The organism is Paenibacillus vandeheii, from assembly GCF_030433635.1.
GTDB classification, from domain to species: Bacteria; Bacillota; Bacilli; order Paenibacillales; family Paenibacillaceae; genus Paenibacillus; species Paenibacillus vandeheii.
Genome location: NZ_JAROCD010000009.1, coordinates 250,609 through 273,912, shown reverse-complemented (window position 1 = coordinate 273,912; position 23,304 = coordinate 250,609). Strand labels below are relative to the sequence as shown.

Sequence of the window (23,304 nt, the reverse complement as noted above, 5' to 3'; positions counted from 1 at the left end):
ACCTTGTATGGAAAGATAGATCCTAGTAGATCCCTGCTTTTTGGGATGTATTTTTAATTCCATAGGTGTCGTTAACGACCGTGTTGCCAAAGCTTGTCAAACTTCCGTTAGGGCCCGTAGCCAAATCCAAATAGCTCAAATCAGAGTTGTTGCCATACCATGACCAAGCGAGCCAGCCTACGCCTTTTTCCTGACCATATTTCATGATCGCATATTCATCGACATCCCCGTTCGTGTGATATCCACCAAACTCACCGATGATCAGGGCCAATCCTTTGTTCAGCACGCTTTCCATGTTGGCTTTGACGGTTGCCGCATCTTTGCCGGCATATTCATACATGTGAATGGAGAATACCGTGTTTTTCTGTGAATCTGCTGCAAATACACTTTGTCCATAATCCACGATGGATTGTGGGTACTGCCCCCAGCCGGCTGCATCCACAATCAATGTATTGTTAATACCGGCATTTCTTAACTTCGGAATCGCCTTTTTGTATCCGTCAGCCCAGGCACTGCCGTTCCATGTTCCATACCATTCATTCGCAATATTAACGATAACCCTATCTTCTTTGCCAATGAGTGCTTCCTTGATGCTAATCCAGTAGTTCACCGCTGCATCCAACGAATTATAGTCATCCTTACCTGTTGCATCATGTACTTCAAGCACCGCAATCATTTTGTTTGCGCTTACAACATTAATGATGTTTTTAACGGAGTTCAGATCGTCTTTCGTGTACTGTACACCATTGGACAGCACAACTCGTACGGTGTTGGCACCTGTTTTGGCAATCGCAGGGATAGCCGTGTTCAGATCATTTTTAAACCAGGAATGTCCATGATTGACACCTCTCATAACAAATGCCTTGCCAGTGGAATCGTACAATTTGCCCCCACTTACATAAAATCCTGTAGCAGCAGACGCTTTGGGCGCAGCACTTCCCAGAATCACTAACATAAGTGCAGCAATTACGGTGAAGACTGTACACTTTTGCAACTTGACCATTCGTTAGAACCTCCCACATTTTTTTGTTTATTTCAATTAACCCTGCTCAAGGCAATAAGTTAACTAAAATCAAAAGTAACTCATAATCACAGAAGGTTATTAAGATAAGTATAAAATAACTTTGTATAAGATAAATAATTTAATATTATTTACCTTATCGTTAAGGTTATGGACATATAATAAAATGAAAACGCTTACCGGTCAAGTTATTCTTACCATGATAAGGAATTAATTTTAGCTCCACAGCAAAGAGAGTACCTCATTCACCGATAAAAGAAGTGAAAGGTACTCTCTTTGTTCTATGGAAGGTCAATGAACCTTATCTGCGCCGGGCAAAATCTACAAATCTGAACTTGTCCGGGCGATGCCTCGCCTCTGTGAATTGAAACTGACTGGCATCCTCTAGGTAAACCTGGCTTCTAACTACAACTACATTATGGAACCCTTCGAGATCAAGCAATTCCCTATCCTCAGCAGTTGGCTCCTCCACCAATATTTCCTTTTTCGCAAAAGAGATGGTCAACCCCAGCTCTTCTTCAATGTACTCAAAGATGGAGTCATTACATATTTCCTTGGTCAAACCGGGAATAAGCCGCTGGCTTATATGGTCCTTGTCCAGAATGACATGTTCGCCATCGACTTGGCGCACACGTCTGATCTCCCAGACCTTTTCATTCAGACCAAAATTGATTTTTTTGAACAAGGCCTGATCAACCTTTTTTTCTTCAAAAACCTTAACGTACGTTTTGGCCCGATGTCCCATTTTTTTAGCCAGTTCCTTGAAGCTGACAAGTCCTGAAATAGGAAAATCGATTTTACGTATATCCAGTACAATGGAGCCCTTGCCTTGAATTTTCTGAATATACCCTTCTTCAGACAGCATTTTCAGCGCCTTGCGAATTGTTTCTCTGGACGTTTGATAGCTTTCCGATAGATCAAGTTCCGATGGAAGCAATGTACCTGCTTCAATTTCTCCAGTCCGAATACGAGCTGCAATATCTTCATAGATTCGGATAAATTTATTATTCATCATTCATCACCACTGTCCATTACCCTTTTTTGTCATATTAGCTACCTATTATAACATTAAAAGTCGAACAACCGATAATGTGGCTGCTGAAGATGATGAAAGGATGAAGTTACATGTTAATCTATCTACGTCATTCACTCCGTTTTTGACGTGTTAGTATCGGCGTCTATACTCGTTCCATTGTTGTCCATAGTTTGGTTCTCTTCAATAATACGAATCAGTTTGTTCAGTCGAAAGATCAGAGCTGCCGCCTCTGATCTGCTCAGATGCTGCAAGGGACGGAAACTGCCGTCTTCATATCCGGTAAGCATATACATCCCTGCAAGCTCTTCGACCTCTTCTTTGGCCCAATCGGACACATCCATCTGATCCGTAAACGCACGACGTGAAGTTGCAGGTTCCGGCTTGATTTTGCGAATAACATTCGCAATAATCTTCGATGCCTGTTCCCGGGTTACGAGCGCATGTGGAGCAAATTTACCATTTCCCATGCCATGAACCATATCACGCCTTACGGCGGCTTCTATCTCTGGAGCAAACCAATCCTGATCGTTTACATCCCGAAAAGCATGCTGATAATTGGCAGATGTGTCTACACCCATTAATCGCACAATAAGTGCTGTGAACTCCGCTCTTGTAATGGGACGACGCGGTTCAAAGCGGGTATCACTTACACCTTGAATGATGTTTTGCTCGGCCAGCCATATAATCTGATCTTTATTGAATGTTTGGCCAATATCAATGAATTTGACCTCTTTTTTGACTGTTGTTTCCGATTTCTCATTTAGCTCTGGTTGAGACACTCCAGATTGAGCATCCTCCGGTTTGGAGGAAGGTGATGGTGAAGCAGCTCCACTTCCGCTTGGAGGTGGATAGGGCAGAGTCACAGCCGTGGCCTGCTGGCTTTCGCTTTTTTCCCCGGCTGAATTTTCAGTCCACAATAGTACATCATAACGCTGCCCACCCGATAATCCTGTCCAGATGTAGCTTCGATCTTTTCCACGATAAATCTCCCGTCCACTACTAGAAAGCACGATCGTTTCATTCGAAGATTCCAGCTTCCAGTTCAATACAATGCTGCTTGTACTCTGTGCGATCGCTGAAACGGTGAATTCATCGGAGGGCAAAGTCTCGAATTCCGGTACACTGACCGTCTCTCCGTCTCCTGCCTCATTGAAAGGTACAATAGACAAGTTAGGATAGCGCTGGGCACTTTTCAATTCAGTTACATGTATCGACGTTTCCGTTGTTGTCGCTATCAGCTCGTCTCCTTGATAGATACGGTAGCCTGCTGCTCCAGGAATCACATCCCATACAATATCTGCACCATGCTGAGTGCGTTCTTTCGCTTGAGGTGGAGAAGGGATTTTGCCAGGCAGCGTAATTGCTTTTAGATTGAACCCGGCTTCACTAATACCAGACGCATTTACGGTCTTGATGGTATACACATAATTCACTCCAGGCTCAAGCCCCTTGTCCTCGTAAAAAGGCTCGTCAACAGACACTCGGCTAATCTCTGCACCGTCACGTTCAATGATGAATTGTTCAGCCCCTTTGACATGGCTCTTTTCGAACTGAAGTTGAATACTCTCCTGTGTCGAACGATATTCCAATTCCTTGGGAGCTTCCGGTTTGGTTAACACCGTATATTCAAGCTTATGAGATGTATCTCCCTGCTCGTTCTCGGTATACAGTTCAATGGAGTAGTTGGTTCCGCCCTGAAGCTGATTCACGATATACTCTTTTTGTTTGCCTCTATACAGCTCCTTACCATCCATTAAGACCACAAATGTTTCGTTGAAGTAAGGGAAAGCCCACTCCAATCTGGCATGATCGGTCTCTGGATATAGCTTCATCTCAACAGAATCAACATGAGGCAGCGTGAAAAATGGAGCAACTACCATGGGACTTCCGTTACCCGCCGTATTGTATGGAACGATCTGTACTTGTTCATATTGGGCTGCGCTGGTAAGTCCATTAAGGGTAACCTCAGTAACTTCACTCTCTGTAATAGTAGTAACTTCGTCATCCGCTATCATTACAATATACCCATCTGCTCCCTGGACCCGTTTCCACTTCATCACTGCCTTCGTCTCTTCAATCACATCTGGATGCAGCGTTTCTGTAATTGTTGCAGGCAGCGTACGCACTTGAACATCAAATCCCGTATCACTATCTCCTGAAGCATTCGAAGTCTTAACCGTATAGGTGTATCTCTCTCCCGGCTTCAAATCCTTGTCTTCATAAGAATTACTTGCCGCCGGAATACGGTCAATTTCAATACCATTCCGCAAAATAATGAATTGATCTGCGCCTCGGGTGGCGCTGCCACTCAGATCCAGCGTTGCCGATTGATCGGTTACGGCGGCGATACTTGCCGTTTGTGGGGATATGGGCCTGGTCAACAAAAGAACCTGAACAGGAGAAGAACGGTGTCCATCTTCATTCATAACAGTAAGTTCAAACTCATACGTGGTGCCTTCCAATAAACTGGCGAGATGGACCGATGATTCGGACACAGTCTGTACTTCCCCCGTTGTCTGATTGCGAATTTCATATGCGGCGGCTCCCTTTACTGCTTCCCACGTCACATCAAACGCGTACGTTCCCTTGATTACAGTAATCCCATCTGCAGACAGAGGCAGGGTCTGAGTCGTTATACCATAAGTTAGAGACGCCCCTGTACCACTTGCATTAACTGCACGGATCTTATACGTATATTTCGTGCCCGGCGACAAATTCTCATCTACAAATCGAGTTTCAGTCGCATCCATGCGAGCAATTTCTCGCCCATTGCGTTCAATGATGTATTCATCTGCACCTTTTACCCCTGTTTTGGTGAAATCCAGACTAAGGCTGTTTTCCGAAACTTCCAATGCCTGAATTTCAGCTGGTTTCTCAGGTAATGTCAGTACAGATACAATCGACGCTCCGGATGCTGTCCCTTGTCGGTTAACTGCAACTAGTGTGTAGTGATGCTTCGTTCCATCCTGAAGTCCTGAAATAAAGGCCGTCAGCTCTGTTCCACGGTAAATTTCCTTGTTCCCCTGTTGAATTATATACTCCGAAGCACCTGCTACCGAGGCCCATGACAAGGTGGCTTTATGTACCCCCGGTTCAACAACGATTCCTGAAGGCGGCGCTGGTTTGGATAATCGAATCAAGCTGGCGGACTGACCGGTTCCGGACGCATTCACGGCCTGTACTTCCACGAGATACTCCATGCCTGGCACCAATTCTCCAGCCGTATAGGCAAGTCCCGAAGTTCGACCTGCTTCCGTCCCATTAATTTTTACGATATAGGACTCGGCTGTATTTACAGGTTCCCATTCCACCCCAATGCTTGTTTCATCCGTACGCGTGACCGCGAGTCCTTCAGGTCTGGTTGGCAAAGTAAGCAGTTCACCGCTTGTGGCTGCACCATAACCGGCAGCATTTCCAGCCTCCACCTGATACGTATAACGGCGGCTGCCTGATAACTGATGCACTTCAAGCCGTGTATCTGATATTTCATAACTCTGTCCATCAAGAACAACCCGGTAGTTCGTGGCTCCAGGTACTGCATCCCATCGGAGTGTTGCTCCTGTTTCAGTCGGTTGTACAAAGTGAAGACCCGAAGGACTCTCGGGAAGTGTCGTTCCATATGTTCGACTCGCTTGACCTTGCCCACTTCCATTACCTGCCTGAACCTCCAACTGATACATCACTCCCGCAGTCAATCCCGTGATTGCCCATTCATGCGTTCCGGCAGGCAATGTCTCCCTTTTCTCTCCATTCACAAAGACTTCGTATTGCTCTGCACCTCTTACCGGATTCCAACTTAGACGCAGGCTCGTAGTAGTAGCATTATCTATACTCAAGCTTTCAACGGACCCGGGCAATGTCACCAGCTTCTGCAAACTAGCTACTGGACCTTCTCCTGTCTCATTTGCAGCCAGCAATTCATAGCTATACTCTGTACCACTATCCAGACCTGTGTCCACAAACTCCGTTTCCAATCCTTCGTACAATTCTGATCCACTGCGCGAAAAGCTGTAATACGTGGCTGAAGTTACCGTCTCCCATGCCAGAGAGATCTCATGCTCACGAATCTGTACGGCCGCAAATTCACCGGGGGCCGCAGGCAATGTCAGGAATCCGGCCCTGCTGCTTTCTCCCGCACCACTCTCATTCAGCGCGGTGACCGAAATCATATGAATGCTTCCCGGGATTAGATTGGTAATGTACGGAATGCTGGAAGAATCGGAGAATGTCTGGTCATAAACGATCCTCCCATCCGAAGTCGCAGCCATGATGCGGTATGCAGTAGCCCCTTGAACCGAATCGAAATGCACTTCTGCCAGCTCAGGCTGGGAATCCACTTTTCGAATTTGTAAAGATCCCGGTGCGGCTGGAATCGTTAGTGCACGGACAATTACTGCATCACTTAAGCCAGCATGATTTCGAGCCCTTACTTCATACTCATAGACTTGACCACCACTTAGGGAATGATCATTGAGCGTATGTTTGGGATAGTCTACTGTCCACGACTGGCCTGTCGTATGGTTAATAATTTCGTACTGATACCCGTCGGTATACCATTCTCCTGTCGGCAAATCCCACGTAAGTTCTGCTGAGGTCTCATTAATCTGTATAATGCTCACATTTCCAGGTTGCTGTGGTTTGCGCTGGATCTGATAAGGCGCTGATACCGTCTCGTATGTATTTCCTGCCATGTCCATTGTTTTGGCATGGATGTACCAAATGCCTTCCGATTCGATTGAAACAATATGCTCATTGCTATGAGCTTCATTCCAGTTGTCAGGTGATGTGGTACTGTTGGTCACTCTATACCATCGCGAATTCTCATTGATACCCGAATCAGAATCTGCATATTGCACTGTAGCCGTAATATCCGTGTCGCTCCAACCCTGTCCATTCGGTGTAAACGTAATCGTTGGAGCAACCTGATCGACATGAGCCGTACGACTCACCTCCTGGCTAACGTTTCCGACAGCATCTCGCGCTCTGGCTCGAATTACCGTGGGTCCGTTTGAACTCACTGTACCTGAGTTTCCTACAATATACGGGGCGCCATTCAAACTATATTCATACGATATGGCATGCTCATCTACGCTGCCAGCAATCGTAAATTGTACAGCTTCCTTGCTCCAGCCGGACTGACTCAATGTAATAACCGGCTCTGTTGGAGCGGTCTTATCCAATCGAATGAATGCTTTCGCTACAATACTTACATTTCCTACCCGATCAAGCGAGCGTGCATATAGTGTGGTTTGTCCTTCCTTGGTAACCTTCACTTCACCGGTGTAATCGATCCAGGGGCCTTGTTCGTTTAGACGATATTGGCTTTTGGCAAGCCCGCTGCCTGTATCTTCACCGCTGGTTATTTCAAAAGACACATCCTTATTCGTCCATTCATCGTCACTGAGCGTAATTTTAGGCTCCTCAGGACCTGTCTTGTCGATCCGGGCAGTGGCTGAAGTTGACGCACTAACGTTTGAGGCCCGATCTACACTTCGAGCCTGGATTTCGGTTACTCCTTCCGTATGGATGGGAAAAGGCTCTCGATAATCGGTCCAAGTCCCTTCACCTCCTAACCTATATTGTGTAAGCCCCACTCCACTTGCTTCATCCGTACCTGCCGTTAACGTTACCGTTACTGACGAATTGGTCCATTCCGGAGGATTCAAAGAAATGGCGGGAGGTGTTGGAGCTGTACGGTCCACCCGTGCTATGACAGACGCTTCCTGTCCTGTATTGCCAAATGTATCTATACTACGTGTAATAATGAGAGTGTTTCCTTCAGAAGCAACCTTAAAAGGAACTGTGTACTCCTGCCATTCTCCTCCGATTCCCAGCTTGTACTGTGTCTTCTGCACACCGCTTAAGGCGTCCGAGCCTGTTGTAATCGTAACCAGGACATCTTCCTTGGTCCAAGAGGAAGGATTAACCACTATAGAGGGTGCTGTGGGACCAGTCGTATCTTTCGTGATCTGACCCGCTGAGGTAAAAGGAGTCTGTATGCCTTCTCCATTCAGTGCTGCTACATATACGTCATACAATCCGTCTGCAAGTCCAGTTAAAGCGAGTTCAGTACGAGTTGATGAGGTGGTACCCGATTGAAGTACTTGTCCGACCGAGTTACGTATTTCCGTTTTGTAGTTCGTTCCCGCAGGATTGCCATTGTTATTCCAACTCGCCGTAACGGAGTTACCCGACTGGCTCACAGCTGCCTCATTAGGTGTATTTGCCAGTGTAAATTTGCTAGCTGGGCTTGAATACCCCGTATAAGAACCAACCGCATTTTTGGCGCGTACGGCAAAGGAATATGGGGTATTCGGTGTAAGTCCGGTCACTTGCCGACTATTTGATGTACCTGTATCAAAGATCTGATTTGTCGTTACATTTTTCAGTTCATACGTCACGGAAGCATCATTCGCCTTTTTGTCCCAGTTCACTGTCAGATTATTAGGATTAACCGATGTAAATGTCGGCGTTCCCGGAACAACGAAGCTTTTCACCGTAAAGTTCACGGTGCCCGCTGAAGATACCCCACCCTTGTCATCCATAACCCACACCTGCAGCGTATGTGCTCCATCTGCGAGCGTATCTGGCAATGTGTAATTCGTATTAAACGACTGATTTGAACCTGTAGCTGTCATCTGTGTCAAAATGTTCTCAGACCCACCGTCGATTGACCATTTGACGGTCAGAAGATCACCTACATCCGTATCCCGGGTTGTACCTGAAATTTGAAGCTGTTCCCCTTTATAATAGGTCTGACCCGAGGAGGGGGCTGATAGTGCAAACGAGGGCGGTGCATTTTTGGGACCAATTCCTACAATCGTCGAAAATTTGCGTGACGCCTCGTTGGCGGTTGCTTTGCCGTCCCACCAGAATTGCGCAGCGGTATCCGTCGCCGTCACCGTCTGTCCTGGCGTAAAGGAAGATGGGGAAGAACCACCTGTTAGCTGCGCACTGTCCGGGCTACTATACTGCCCCATGAAAATACGATCCGCGTCCACAACATTATACGTATTGGCATAAAAAGCCGTCACCTGAACGCCACCGCTGTAATTGCGCCAGCCGTTCTCAATCACTTCAAACGGAGAAGCATCGTTACCATTCACCATCGTATCCCAGTAGAATGTGCCTCCCAGATTTAGTGCAGAGCCGCTGCGGTTAACAGCCTCCAGCTCCACCTTCATATACCCTCCCTGAGATGTGGCATTAACGATGGACACTCGCAAAATATACTCTACATTGTCTTTTTGCCTGGACATTTCGATTACGTTGTTATTGATTCGATAATAATTAAGGGGCAATGACTTAAAATTAACAGGCGTTCCATTATGATCAATAATGGTGGATACATTCCCGGTATCGCCACCGTAGAATACGTTGGTATTTGGAAGCAACACAATTCTATATTTGCCATCACTATTCATCTCCACCTTCACCTTGGAGGATTGAACAGCCTTCATGCTGGCTGTATCGGATACAATACTGATGCTCTCCACAGCTTCAGCCATAACGGTCGTTGAACTCCATTCGACCAACAAGGCTTGGGGAGACAGCAAGGCAAATGCCAGTACCACTTTGGTAAGCTGCTCGGCTTGTTTTTTAATAGATTTTCGCGATTTCATCAACGTCTGCTCTCCTTTTCTGCACACCAAAAAAGGAGGCACCCCAACAAAGGAACAAAGTCCTCTGTTGGGGTGCCTCCCCTAACAAGTGTCATTTTTTCTTGATTATAACGATTCCAATAACGAAAGTAAATACTTAGGAATGCTGAAAATATTTTCATTCACGAATGATTGATTATAACGTATGGCTCAGAAACCACTTGTACAACTCTGGGTTATCATACGTTTCTGTCCAGGCATCATGGTCACCTTCAGGGTATATCGTGAGCTTCACATCCGCGTTCAGTGCTTCGAGTGCATGAACAATCTTCTCAGATTCAGAGACATAAACGATGTCATCCTTGGCGCCATGAAATGCCCAGACGGGTATATTACGCAATTCTTCCGCTTTGGATGGATCGGCTCCTCCACATACAGGAACTAATGCTGCAAATGTATTCGGGTAAAACAGCGGAAGATCCCATGTACCATATCCGCCCATACTCATACCAGTAAGATACACCCGCTGCGGGTCAGCTGCTTCGGTTTCCAACACATGTTCCAGAAGAGCCATAACAGCTTCGCGATGCATACCCCAGAATTCATCTACCGGGCACTGCGGTGAAATTACGATAAAAGGGAAACTTTTGTCCTGCTCAGCAATAAGGGGAACCCCGTGTGCTTTAATCTTTTCCAAATCATTCCCTCGTTCCCCAGCACCATGAAGAAACATAATGACAGGCCACTTCTCATTATTGGAAAGCGGCTCCTCCCTCTCAGGAATGTGCAGCAGATAGTCCAATGTAACGGTTTTGGTGATTTCTTTTACCAGCCGATGGCCGCTCTGGGACATATGCTCGCCTCATTTCTAATCTCTAATTTTCAGCAATGCTTCGTCCAGCACTCCGACCACTTTATCACACCAAGCATCAAACTCGGGATCTTCGGTCTGCAATTCAGGATGTGCAAGAATGTATTCTATGGTGCTCCGGATTCCTTGATCAGCCCTGATCGTTGCCACAAATTCCGGAACCAGTCTCTTTAATTTACTGTTATCAAATACCACCGTGTTCGCCTTATCCCCCAGCAAACCGCCTCGAAGATCCTGATCACTGCACGCCGCCAAAAACTCGGAAGATACATGAACCGCATGAAGCTTGACGCCAAGCACTCCTGCAATAATCTCATAGATCTGATTCCAGGTTACCGACTCGTCCGAGGTAATATGTACCGATTCACCAATGGCGTGGATATTGCCCATAAGGCCAATGAATCCTTTGGCAAAATCACGGTTATGCGTTATGGTCCAGAGTGATGTGCCGTCTCCATGAATGAGTACCGGTTTATTTTCACGCATGCGCTTAAGGACCTGCCAGCTGCCTTGGGCTCCGTGCACACCCAGGGGAACAGAACGTTCACTATACGTATGGCTTGGACGTACAATAGTCACCGGAAAGCCTTCTTCACGATACTGTTTCATCAGATAGTCTTCACAAGCTATCTTGTTACGTGAATATTCCCAATACGGATTCGATAATGGCGTACCCTCAGTGATTCGATAATCAGCAAGTGGTGTCTGATAAGCAGATGCCGAACTGATAAATATAAACTGCTTCGTTTTGTCCTTGAACAAACGGTAATCTCTCTCCAGCTGTGAAGGTACAAATGCAATAAAGTCTGCGACAACATCGAACTCCAGGTCCGCAATCAGCTCTGCAACCCGTGCTTCATCGTTAATATCAGCTTGCAGCACTTTGATTTGCGCAGGCAAATTATCGTTTTGATTTCCCCGGTTGATCAAATAAAGTTCACAGCCTTGCTTGGCAAGCTGATCGGTAATTGCTGTACTGATGGTACCTGTTCCTCCAATAAAAAGCGCTTTCATATTTGCCCACCTCCAGATGAATTTGATCACTAGTCCATGATATCACGCACATCAAAGAGGAGCAAAGATTCAATTAACGAATCTTTGCTCCTCACCATTATATGACCTTGATCGTTCCATAGATCATGTACATACCACAGTGAATTTCATATTCACCAGGTTGGACATCCTTGTCTACAGTATAGTAGTTGTTTCCTTTTTGCATGTAAAGATCCATGCCGAGCTTGTCAGCCGCTACTGATTTGACGTGTGTTACTTGCCGGGTAAGAATAAAATTGATTTTGGTGGGGACCCCGGATTTAACTTCAATAACATCTGGTTCAAAACCGTCATTACTTACGTTAACATCAATAACTTCATATCCCTTCAAATCCTCCGGCGTCTCGGCTTTGGCCGTTACGGCACTTCCTGAACCAGGTGACATGTCCTTGCCCATAAAATACACCATAAAAGATCCCAGCAGTACAACTACCGTAATTCCCAGCGTAAGCCAAGGCCAGGTTTTGCTAATCCAGCTTTTCATCTCAACGCTCCTCTTTCTATGTTCCCATTCTATTGCAACTCTTCTTCAGCATACCCCATCCGGTTAAAAATGAAAATGACTCATATGGGCCATATTGACTGGCGTCACTGAGTTAAATGTAATTATAAAAAAGAGCCTGCGTTATTCAGGCTCTTACTCTTTCAGCTATAGCTATGATCCTTATAACTCTATCTTATTCCCCACTCAGGAATATAGAGGTGTATTTCGACTTCGTTTCATCCGTAACTTATAGATCTCTGGCAGCGCTACACCAATCAGCACTACGATAACGCCAATCCATTGCAATGCGCTCACATGCTCGTGAAGCACGATGGATGAGAGCAGCACCGCGATCGGGAGTTCAACCGCACCAAGAATTCCGGCCATGTCACCACCAATATGAGGGACACCTACTGCGAACAATACTGGCGGGATAAAAGCTCCGAAGAATCCAAGCAACAATCCAAAAACAAGCAGCTGACTCCAAATCAATCCGTTAAACAGGAACGTCGGAGGGAACAGGATACACAGCAAGACCAGACCCCCTGTGACCATCCAGGCACTGCGAAAAGCCGGATGCGCCGATGGAACCGCTTTACCACTAAATAGTACAAACAGCGAGTAACTTACAGCCGCCATCAACCCAAGCGCTATGCCCAAGCCGTTAAACTCCCCGAGTCCCTGTTCCAGGAAACCTGCTGCCAGCAATGTTCCGCCAAACAGGATAATCAACGTCAAGAAGGTTACTTTGTCAGGGCGCTGACGTTTGCTAATGGCCTGAATTAATACGCTAATCCACGTAAATTGGAACAAAAGAATAATGGCCAGAGATGCGGGAATGTACCGCAAAGACTGATAGTAGACAAGACCGGTAATGACCGTTGGTGTCCCTGCAGCCATTAATAGCAAGCGCTGCTTCCACGTTAATTTCTGGAAAGCTTTTGCCATAGCTGCTGATGGTTTCCCATCTGCCTGTGATTTCCGTTTCATTCTAAACTTTGAGTATAATGCCAGCATCCAGGACAGGATAAAACCCGTGATCAGCTGTGTACCCACAACCTCTCCAAGTTTGTACCCTTCGCCGTAAGCCAGAACCACAATTGTGGATAATATGCCATAGCTCATCGCTCCTGCGAGAACGGACAGATAATATTTCATGATAGATAAACCTCCTGATGATCGAAAAATGCGTCCGCATGTTTGATCCATGCCAAGGTCACAGACACCATCCAAATGCAAAAAATCCTAACTACGAGCAAGGGATACAATGATTCCCTGGCATCGTAGTTAGGAAGTATAGGCTTCCCGTAGAGACCCTCGCCCTGTGTACACTTTCGGCCTGCGAGGTTATACGAAATAAAATATGCATTTGTTGTTTGCGATTCGTGTGTGACGACTTTTCATATATTACATGGCAGGTGAGGTGGTGTCAACCCTGATTCACAATTTAAATTTTTCTAATTCAAATTCAAAGTAAGTGAATTGCGCAATTACGTCATTTCATAGATGAAGAATCCCATGTTAACGTTTGCTGTAATCCTTCTTTCAAACCATTTAAATCCAATCCATCCACTGAAAAAGCCTCTCGGATCAATGGAGGAGCCACGAATTCATCATATTTCCCAAGATACGGTGCCTCATTTTCTGAAAGTAACGCAGATGCGTCTTCCGCTGTTCGACATTCGCTCATGATCTCGGCCAAAAGTGTCCGACCATCCACCTTGCCTGATACGACAAAATAATAAGGCTCCATCGGTACAACAGAACGCAAGGCAAGCTTGTCAGACAAGTTGTGCTTCATTAAACGCTCCAATGTGCGGAAAGACTTACTTCCCACCCAGGGCAATACATACAGGGAATCTCCACCGGCTGGGATGACCACCTGTTTCAGTAATCCACTTTCACGTGCAAGTCGACGAGCACGTTCCAAGCGATTTACCGCTTGAGGGGAAAGATAGGGATAGATCACCGTGTCTGACAGTACTTCACGCATTTTCTGGACGACTGTCGTATGAATGTCCCCACCTGCACCAAGCCATAACGTATCCACCTTGCCTTTGGCCGCCTTCACATACACGGATTTATGCTTGTGGTCCACCTCTTCCACTTTCCAGAGTTTGCCTGCAAGCGAGAAGCAATAACCTGGTGGTGGCACCGTTGTAATAGAGCCAATCTCTTCGGAGCCATTCAGTACTTTGTGCTCTTCATCATCTTTGAACACTGCGTAGAAGCGATAGTTATTCACTGTTTTTTCACCCGTAAGCCCGATGATTAATGTCCGATCTTCCGTCCACTGCAGATGATCGGTCTCAATCAGATAATTCAGAAATAGCTGATATTGATCTGCACGAATGTGCGTAAATGGTGCCAGCGAAAGCATAGCCTCAGCCAGTTCTTTGGGTTCCGCCTCCCCCATGCTTTTCAGCATGCTCATCGTCTGATGGTAGAGCACACCCATCGGCATTTTACGAGCTTCAAGCGGTTCAACCCATTTGGTTTTTACATACAATTCAATTACAGCAATGGCCCGCATGAGTGTCCATGGCATACGAGCAGGCAATTGAGCTTCCTCATCCTCTTCTTCCGGACATACAAAAAGCATCTCGGAAGCCATATCCTCGCGCCTGCCTGATCGTCCAAGACGCTGAACAAAACTCGATGCACTATAAGGCGCGCCAAGCTGCACAACCCGTTCCAGTTCACCAAGATCAATACCCAGTTCCAGTGTTACGGTAGCCGCCGCTACTGCTGGCCCTGATCCGGTTCGCAGGGCAGCTTCTGTTTCTTCTCGCAACATGGCGGAAATGCTCCCGTGATGAACATGGAAAACATCCCGCTCCTGTCTCCGTGCGGCGACACGCCGCATCTCAAGTATGGTAACTTCGGCGTCCGTCCGACTGTTGGTGAAGATCAACGCTTTTTTACGATGTGTACTTTCATAGATAAAGTCGTAATAGACTTTACGTGCATTATGCAGATGCTCCGCCTGTTCTTCATCCCGCGCATCAGGAAATGAAAAATGCTCCACCCGCAGACGCAGCTTGCGACCACCGGGAGAAGCGACCACATCGACACCCTGCCCTGTTCCGGCAGCTAGCCAGGCTGTTGCTGCATCATAATCACTCAGTGTCGCAGACAGTCCCACTCTTCGCGGTTTACATCCAGCCATGCGCTCCATTCGAGCCAACTCACTCAATACCTGAATGCCTCGATCTGCTCCCATGAAAGCATGAACCTCGTCAATAATGACATACCGCAGATCATGAAACAGAGCTGGAATGGCATTGGGACGATTCATCAACAGACCTTCCAGCGATTCAGGCGTAATCTGAAGCACACCGGATGGATGTCGCATAAGACGGGTTTTCTCTGCCTGAGGCACATCCCCGTGCCAATGCCATACCGGAATATTGCCCTCTGCCAATAAGTCCTTTAGCCGCTCGAATTGGTCATTAATCAGTGCCTTAAGCGGCCCGATGTACAAAATGCCCACGGATTTGGAGGGCCGTTCATGCAGCTCGGTCAGCGCTGGAAAAAAAGCCGCCTCCGTCTTGCCGGAGGCTGTGCCTGCCGCAATCAGCATATGATGCGGAGTATGAAAGCAAATATTGCAGGCTTCAATCTGAGCAGGCCGGAGCGATTCCCATCTTTTCTTATAAATAAATTCCTGTACAAAAGGAGCCAGTCGATAGAAGGGATTCTCACTCATAATTCAAACTCCGCCAGAAAATCATCCAGATCATCGGCAGATGATGAAGAATCCGTTCCTTTTCCAGCTTCAGGCGGTTGGACTGCTCGCTCACCAAGCAATTGAGCATAGGTCACTTCGGGATTCTGATGGAGCGTATGCAGCACATCCATGAAGTCCCGCACCACTTCACGTGTGGTCAGTAACTCATCTGCACCGAGTCGGTTCACCGCTGTTTGCATAAAACCAACTAAATCCTCATCCGTCAGACTTGCACTGTATCCAAAGTGAAGGGCATGAATCTGACGCAGCTTCTGCAGCAGAATCAATATCTCTTCATGGGACAACATCGTAAGTTTCAGGATCGGTCCGGTATAATTCGCATATTCCCTTGCTGCATAGCGGCCATCAATGAGTCTGGACCGAAGTGCTTCGTAACTGAAAAGCCCCCGTCTTTCATCCTCCACAAATTGTGGTGTGCCGCCTACAAAAATGCCGAGGTATTCTGCTTTGCCCTGCATCGTATCATTAAACATGGTTAGCAGCTTCTCGTAGTTGCTTTGGCGGGAAATGCTGTTTGTAATTTTGTACAGATTTACCGCTTCATCTATGAACAACAGTAACCCTTTGTAACCGATCCGTGACGTGAATTCTGACCACAATTTGAAGTAGTCGTACCAGTTATCATCGTCAATGATGACGCCGACGGCCAACTCTTTTTTGGCTTCTGTCTTCGTCGAAAATTCCCCTCTTAACCAACGCAGCGCCGCCTGTTTATGGTCATCATCCGCCAATTTATACCCGTTCCAGTACGAAGCCAGCACCTTGGCAAAATCGAACCCATGCACCAGATTCTGCATTTCGTTCGTTACTGCATAGATCTGCTTCTCCACTTCACCGGGAAGTGCGGGATCATCCGGGCGCAAGCCCTGGCTCTGCATCGCTTGTTGCTGAAGACCGGCAATCCATTTCTGCAAAATCGATTCCAATGCCCCGCCATCCGGGCGTGTGCGAGTGGACAGACGAGTCATCAGCTCACGGTATGTTGCAAGCCCCTGACCTTTGGTTCCCACCAATCTGCGCTCCGGAGACAAATCGGCGTCCGCCACAACGAATTCCCGATCCATCGCATAGTTGCGAATCATTTGCAAAAGAAAGCTCTTTCCGCTGCCGTATCTTCCTGTAATCAGCTTAAAGGCTGCCCCGCCTTCAGCAATGTTGTCCATATCCCGCAAGATCGCATCCACTTCAGATTTTCGCCCAACAGCAATCTGCTCCAGTCCAATTCGCGGCACAACGCCCGCTGTCAACGAATTCACTAGTGCGGTAGTCAGCCGCTTGGGTATTTTAAGTTCTGCCACTGCCCAATCACCTCTTCACATGTTCAAACACATTCATATAATCCGATACCATGCGATCGCCTTCAATCAAAAGGTCACCAATCGTTTCCATGGCTATATCATTAATTTCATCCAACAGAAGTGCAGGCATCGTACCGTATTGCTCTGCCACTTGCATCAGCTCCGTATCCGGGTTGACACCGAGCAAGGCATGAATTGTCCTTACATGACTTGGAGAAAGCTGCTCCGAGAATACTTTCCATTCTTCATCCAGATTAGCTGAAACGGTTTCTTCCCATTGAAGGGTTAATGACTCCGAATCTCCGCTTCCTTTTCTTCGGTCAGCATTAATTGTCTTCTCGATGTCAGCCCCCAGCTGGTTAGATCGCTTAGCATCTTCTCCTTCAGCTTTATCAACTGAGTTCTGAATGACCATAGGGCCTCGACTGCCCTTATTCTGTTCAATCTCTGCCAAGGTTCCCAATACATCAGATCTGTTACTCACATCGGTAGCATCGTTTGTATCCCTATCTTCATTCACATGCTCTTCCTCAATCATGAGTGCTCTCCGCACATATTCGCTTTCCTGCTGCAGCGAAGCAAGTTTCTCTGTATCAATTCGGACTATCGGTTGCTCTACTTCTGGCATTTGCTCGACTGCAAAGACCTTGTCCAGGTAACGTTCAATCACGTTTGCAAGCTCAGGTTCAAGGGTCTTTCCGCGGAGCCGCCCTCTGAAGCCGAGCAGTTCACGGCATTTATTTTCCGTGCATCGAAAAACCCGGGTTACAAACTGGATAAAATCTGCATGCTCTCCAATCGGAACATATGACATTCGAGCCGATTTTCCATAAATCGAGTCGTCATATACGGCTTTTCGAAACAACGTGCGTTCCATAGTCCTTTCATGATTCAGCTGAAATTGATCCAGTATGCCTGCCTTGCGTGTACGCAGCAGATAGGTATCCACCAAAGCCATAACACGAGGAATGTATTGTTCCAGAACTTGCTTGCCGCCATCCCTGTAAAATTTGCTGAGCGTAATGTCATAGTCATAGTATCTCTGTAAAAGCTTCAAGGAGAGATCCGATACATTGCCGTTTAACAGCTGCTTCAATTCCATATCCAGAATCTCTGGTGGCAGATACCCGCTCGAAAGCTCCACCATCTCGGATAACGACATGTTCAACTGGTGTACCAGGCCAAAATCAATGATCCACTCCTGCATATATACATTCAACTGCGGGAGCCGTTCACGATAGCTCATCCAAAGCTGTTTTAATTGGTCGTAACCTTCCTGGGGTTCCTGCCAACCAATTCCGTTAATCAGTTCATAAATATGAACAAACAGATAGGACAGATCCGTATCAGGGAAACGTCCTTGCCGGACTTCCGTCCTCCAATACATATACCACTTTCGCTGGGGTTCGTTCATTACACCATAGGTCGGCCAATAGCTCATGAAAGGAATCCAGGGAGCCTGCTCCCCTTTCACTTCCATGAGCTGCCTTGCTTCCTCGACAAACCTTTTTTCCGAAGACAATATGCCGCCAGGCAATCTTATATCAAAATCAGCACGGACAATCGTTGAACGATCAGGAACCGGGACTGCCGCTGTGATGGGCTCTTCACTCAGATCTATCTCCATAAATTCCAGTTGTCTTGAATCCTCTTTCATTGAATTCCGTTTCACCGTCCTCTACGTGTGAATGCGAACAAGTGTATCCATATTGAACATTATAACACTTGTCCTGTGCCTGCGGTGATGAAAATAATACTTTCCTTTTGAGCAGAAAAAAAGAAAGACATTCAAACTGATATCCAGTTTAAATCCCTTCCCTCTTTACCATTTACCTGTATTCTTTACAGCAAGACCTGGTACAACTTCGTGTCAAACCACGATAGCCCGATTTTTCCCGCCACTCTTGGCTTGAGCAAGGGCCTGACTGGCTTTTTCAATTAGATCCGACATCATTAGCGTCTCTTCGGGAACCATTACCGCACCGCCTACGCTAACAGTGACTACTTCACTTGGGCTGGACAGATCCCTCTGAATTTGAAGTGCAAGCACATGTTGTCTAATTTCTTCGGCAAGCTCCGCTGAACGTTCTGATGTCGCACTCTTCAGTTTCAACATGAAGGTTCCTCCCCCAAGACGTGAAATGACGGCATTATTTTGTTCACTAACAACCGTAAGTACATCTCCTATCCATTGCAGGCACAGATCGCCGCCTTGAAGTCCATAAGATGCATTATATGAACGGAAATCATCGATATCGATAATAAATAGACCCAAACTGCATTTCTCTTGCAAACATTCATCCCAATCATCCTGAAGCCGGGATTTGAATATCGTCTGAAGCGGCATGTCTGTTAACGAATCTGTGTTGAGATAGTTCTGGAGCTGACTGGTTGTCTCCGTATAATGATCCTGATCATGATGGGAGTTTCCACTGTTCAGAAGGACCATCACTGAAGGTTTGCCTGCATGCGTAACAGAAGCCAGCGTAATCTCAAGCAGCAAAGACGTGCCCGTTGCTGTGGTGAAGTACGCCTTGTTGGTAAACAAACGAGTATTATTGAGCTTCAGTTCCTCCAGATTTTGCTGCAAAATCGTTCTTGTCTTGTCAGGCACAAACCCTCTAAATTCCTTGCCGATGAGATTTTTGGAGTTTTCATAGCCAAGCAGTTCAGCTGCCCTGTTATTGCAATAAATAATGAATCCATCCGTCAACGTAAAAAAGGCCACCGGGGAAAACTCCATCAACTGCAAGTAGCGCTGCTCATTTTGCCGCAAAACACGTGCATTCTGTAAAGATTGCTCCTCCGCCTGAGCCAGCTGGTTCTCCGTTTGACGGCGCACAATGCTTTTGAGCAATGGCAGCACATTCAGTTCCTTCGTTGTCCATGGGTAAGAAGTAGACTGAACGACCTCTCTCCATTTTTCGAAGGATTTCCGCGGAGACAAGCGCATCCCATCATCGGTTTTGATCACTGCTTTGGCCGGATCCCCTGCCCAATCCACAAGCTGAACCACTTCAGGACGGAACCAGATGATATAGTGATGCTGCCCAGGGGATATGGCAACATACACAATACCTGATGCTTTTTCCTTGTAAGCTTTAGCAGGATCATACTCCAAACTCAGTTTGGAGGTGTGATAACTGTAATCTTCCGACTTGCCTGCCAACCATGCCGCCAGTTCCCGAACTTGCTCTCTTGCTGGCGTATCGCCATATAACAACAGCTTATCCTGATAGCAGATCGCAGCTCCCGAAGCATCCATCAGGCTCAGTAAGGTCTGCTCTTCACCCTGCAGCTCTTCAATAATTCTCGCTGGACTTGTATTGCCAATAAAGATATTTGCAAATTGGGTAGCTGCTTCACGTGACCTGATCTCAGCCTGATAGTCATCTAACTGTTGACGTTGGAACAGTTCACTTGAGAAGAAGGAGCCCAGGAAGTTACACAAGTTCCGAACACGATGAGGTATATATCTGGCTGAATTATGATGACATGTAATCAGGCCCCACAGTTGATTGTCATGAATCAGGGAAATGGTTACGGTTGCGCCTACCCCCATGTTTTGCAAATACTCAATATGTAACGGGGATACACTGCGCAGAACCGACAAGCTCAGATTAAGCGGTTTGCCCGTCAAAGGTTGCAGCAGGGGAACAATCTCCACAGGCTGATAATTTACGTTCACGATGGTGCGCAACCAATTGCGCAGGTACAGCTCGCGCGCCTGTTTGGGAATATCAGACGCGGGGTAATGGTGTCCGAGAAATGGTTCTAGTTCTTCCTCGCGTGCTTCTGCGATGACCTTCCCATTCCATTGTTCGTCAAATTCATAGATCATGACCCGGTCATAGCCGAGCATTTCTTTCACTTGTTCTGCTGCAATCTGACTCGCTTCCACCCGATTGTCCGTACTTTTGATGCGGCTGAAGAATCTGGAAATCCACTCAAAATCATTACCTTCCATGTTCCCTTTTTCATAAGAAGGTTCCAGCTCCAGAATCAACAAGCCTTCACTTTCATGAATGACAGAAGTGAAGACCTGAGCCTTTCCAGATACGTTTATCGTGAGATCCATATATTGCAGGTCTGATGTTACAGATGCACTGAAGTTGCATGCCAGCACCTGTCTGATATTATCCTTGCCAATCAGATGCTCAAGTGGCAGACCAATCACTTCCTGCACAGTAAGACCGAGATGTTCTTCTGTATTTTGGCTGCATTGTACAATCGTCGGGATATTGTTGGTGCTCACAGCCAAGAGCACACCATGAGGTTGAATGAAGCCGGGGATATGAATGGGTTCTTTGTCGCAATTGTTTAAATCAATTGGATCACTAGTGTACGTACCCTGATTGAGCAATGTACGGTTAAGCATATTATTTTCTTTCCTGGACTTCGATTCGGGCATAGCCTGAAAAATCCCCTCTCATGATGTGATAACACTTATTTCAACTTATAACTGATCTGTATTTGTATTTGTATTTGTATTTGTATTTGTATTTGTATTTGTATTAATCCATTGATCGAGTAATCGGAACGTTTCCGAAGCCGTGTGCACCATAATATCGTGATCTTCTTCCGCTGTGATGGATTGACGCAGCAGCTCCGTGAACTCTGCCCATCTTGTTCTGGTTTCCGTACCATAGGCATTAAAATATTCCAGCCCCCGATCTGCTTCAATCGGCAGGAACTGTGACAAGCGCTTCGTCATGATCTGACCTCCGTTCGTAGATCCTTCAATGACGTATAGATAGCCAAACAACCTTGCTGGTGTCGAGATATCCGGAAGATCCCTACATAAAGGAATCTGGCTGATTTCTTCTTCACTGGCGCCAAGATTCCGCAGGTCATTTTCAAGTAAGTTCGCTTTTCCTCTAATCTCGAAATCCAGTCCCGTACTTTCCCAGAAAGGCTGCTGTACAGCCTGATCTTCCAATGGTTTCAGGAACCCGTAGAATTTCTCCAGATATGTCTTGTAATCTTCCAAGCTAACGGTTTGATTCATAATAGCCTTGGCATAATCGTTCTGTTCCACTTGTCTGTGATAATGAGCTGTCTCACTCTTCAGACGTTCCATAATCGTACTGGCTGTCATGTAATCATCGCCCTTCTATGTCGGATCTCTTCATCAGAATTAAAACGTATACTTAACTAATGTTCAGTGCAGGTTTGAATGGATACTTCATTTAATCTAGATAAAGACTCTATGTAAGTATACTTTCTCTTGTAAGAGAAAACTATATGAATCAGGTAGATAATGCTCTTCATCCCTCAAAATGATACACTGTTTGCATACCTGTCATTGGAGGAATGATCCATATGAGTATAACCATTCAACATGTTATAAACCATCTCACTGCCAAAGTTAAACTACCGGAAAACACCGTGGATCAACTAATCACGGGCTCTCCCAACCAGACGGTCACAGGCATCTTTGTAACTTTTATGCCTACACAACATGTGATTGAGCAAGCTATACAACACGGTGCCAACCTCATCATCGCTCATGAGCCTCCCTTCTATAACCATCATAGTCATACCGATTGGCTGACTGATGATCCGGTCTATGAAACCAAGAGAAAACTAATCGAGAACGGCGGAATTTCTATCTATCGCTGCCATGATGCAATTCACCGTTTTCAACCGGATGGCATTACGGAAGGATTGGTTCATTCATTAGGATGGTCCTCTTATGTAGTACAGCGTAAACCGGAAGCCGATTTACTGTCCTTTCCGGAAGGTATGACACTTCAGCTTATTGCGGAACATATTAAACGTTCGCTTGGGATCGAATATGTACGCCTAGCTGGTGATCCAAAGATGGCATGCAGACGAGCAGCAGTTCTTGTTGGTTTTCGAGGCAACGGCAGTCTGACCATTCCTCTGCTTGAGCAGGAAGATCTTGATCTCATTATTGCAGGTGAAGGATTCGAATGGGAGACACCGGAGTACATACGTGATGCCGTGCAGCAAGGAATACAAAAGGCTCTTCTTATGATCGGCCATGCCGAGAGTGAGGCTTCGGGAATGAAGCTTCTGTCTGATAGATTGGCTGCGGCTTTCCCGGAATTGGCTGTTCATTTTATAGGTGAGCAACCGGTATATCAAGTAATTTGATTGTCATAATAATGTTCTAAACAGGGTTCTGTGTGGATTTTGCGGAGCCTTTGTTGTACTCTAAATGCT

At 46.3% G+C, this 23,304-nt stretch carries 13 protein-coding genes and 1 riboswitch; of the genes, 1 reads left to right on the top strand and 12 read right to left on the bottom strand.

All coding sequences use genetic code 11. The annotated features are described in order from the left end of the window. Positions 1–22 precede the first annotated feature (22 nt). The 12 genes from P5G61_RS19600 to P5G61_RS19545 form a co-directional block, all read right to left on the bottom strand. Positions 23–955, bottom strand: a complete 933-nt coding sequence (locus tag P5G61_RS19600; protein ID WP_435874240.1) for a glycoside hydrolase family 5 protein — start codon at positions 953–955, stop codon at positions 23–25. 367 nt (positions 956–1,322) lie between these two features. Next, entirely contained in the window at positions 1,323–2,033 is a 711-nt protein-coding gene (gene treR, locus P5G61_RS19595; RefSeq protein WP_301248060.1) for a trehalose operon repressor, read from the bottom strand. A gap of 134 nt (positions 2,034–2,167) precedes the next feature. Next, the gene (locus P5G61_RS19590; RefSeq protein WP_301248059.1) at positions 2,168–9,679 is read right to left on the bottom strand and encodes a fibronectin type III domain-containing protein; all 7,512 of its coding nucleotides are present in this window, start codon (positions 9,677–9,679) and stop codon (positions 2,168–2,170) included. A 175-nt stretch (positions 9,680–9,854) separates the two neighbouring features. Beyond that, positions 9,855–10,511: a carboxylesterase family protein gene (locus P5G61_RS19585; protein WP_301248058.1), complete on the bottom strand. Its 657-nt coding sequence runs from the start codon at positions 10,509–10,511 to the stop codon at positions 9,855–9,857. A 15-nt stretch (positions 10,512–10,526) separates the two neighbouring features. Beyond that, complete coding sequence (locus P5G61_RS19580; RefSeq protein WP_301248057.1) at positions 10,527–11,543, bottom strand: SDR family oxidoreductase; 1,017 nt, start codon at positions 11,541–11,543, stop codon at positions 10,527–10,529. A gap of 97 nt (positions 11,544–11,640) precedes the next feature. Then, positions 11,641–12,066, bottom strand: coding sequence for a cupredoxin domain-containing protein (locus tag P5G61_RS19575; RefSeq protein WP_024633844.1), 426 nt, complete (start codon positions 12,064–12,066; stop codon positions 11,641–11,643). Between the two features lie 204 nt (positions 12,067–12,270). Continuing rightward, positions 12,271–13,224 (bottom strand): EamA family transporter, encoded by a 954-nt coding sequence (locus tag P5G61_RS19570; protein ID WP_301248056.1) that lies wholly within the window; start codon positions 13,222–13,224, stop codon positions 12,271–12,273. Positions 13,225–13,330: 106 nt separating this feature from the next. After that, a riboswitch (purine riboswitch) is annotated at positions 13,331–13,441 on the bottom strand. Positions 13,442–13,561: 120 nt separating this feature from the next. Further along, the gene (locus P5G61_RS19565) at positions 13,562–15,775 is read right to left on the bottom strand and encodes a DEAD/DEAH box helicase (protein WP_301248055.1); all 2,214 of its coding nucleotides are present in this window, start codon (positions 15,773–15,775) and stop codon (positions 13,562–13,564) included. Further along, positions 15,772–17,115, bottom strand: a complete 1,344-nt coding sequence (locus P5G61_RS19560) for an ATP-binding protein (protein ID WP_301248054.1) — start codon at positions 17,113–17,115, stop codon at positions 15,772–15,774. Before P5G61_RS19560 ends, P5G61_RS19565 begins: the two co-directional genes overlap by 4 nt. 7 nt (positions 17,116–17,122) lie before the next feature. Further along, on the bottom strand, positions 17,123–18,772 hold the full coding sequence (locus P5G61_RS19555; RefSeq protein ID WP_301248052.1) for a TerB N-terminal domain-containing protein: 1,650 nt from the start codon (positions 18,770–18,772) through the stop codon (positions 17,123–17,125). Between the two features lie 213 nt (positions 18,773–18,985). After that, positions 18,986–21,493, bottom strand: a complete 2,508-nt coding sequence (locus P5G61_RS19550) for a diguanylate cyclase domain-containing protein (protein ID WP_301248051.1) — start codon at positions 21,491–21,493, stop codon at positions 18,986–18,988. A 78-nt stretch (positions 21,494–21,571) separates the two neighbouring features. Next, on the bottom strand, positions 21,572–22,213 hold the full coding sequence (locus tag P5G61_RS19545) for a biliverdin-producing heme oxygenase (protein WP_301248050.1): 642 nt from the start codon (positions 22,211–22,213) through the stop codon (positions 21,572–21,574). Positions 22,214–22,437: 224 nt separating this feature from the next. Between P5G61_RS19545 and P5G61_RS19540 the strand changes: the two genes are divergently transcribed. Next, positions 22,438–23,235 (top strand): Nif3-like dinuclear metal center hexameric protein, encoded by a 798-nt coding sequence (locus tag P5G61_RS19540; RefSeq protein ID WP_301248048.1) that lies wholly within the window; start codon positions 22,438–22,440, stop codon positions 23,233–23,235. The last annotated feature ends 69 nt before the right edge of the window (positions 23,236–23,304 follow it).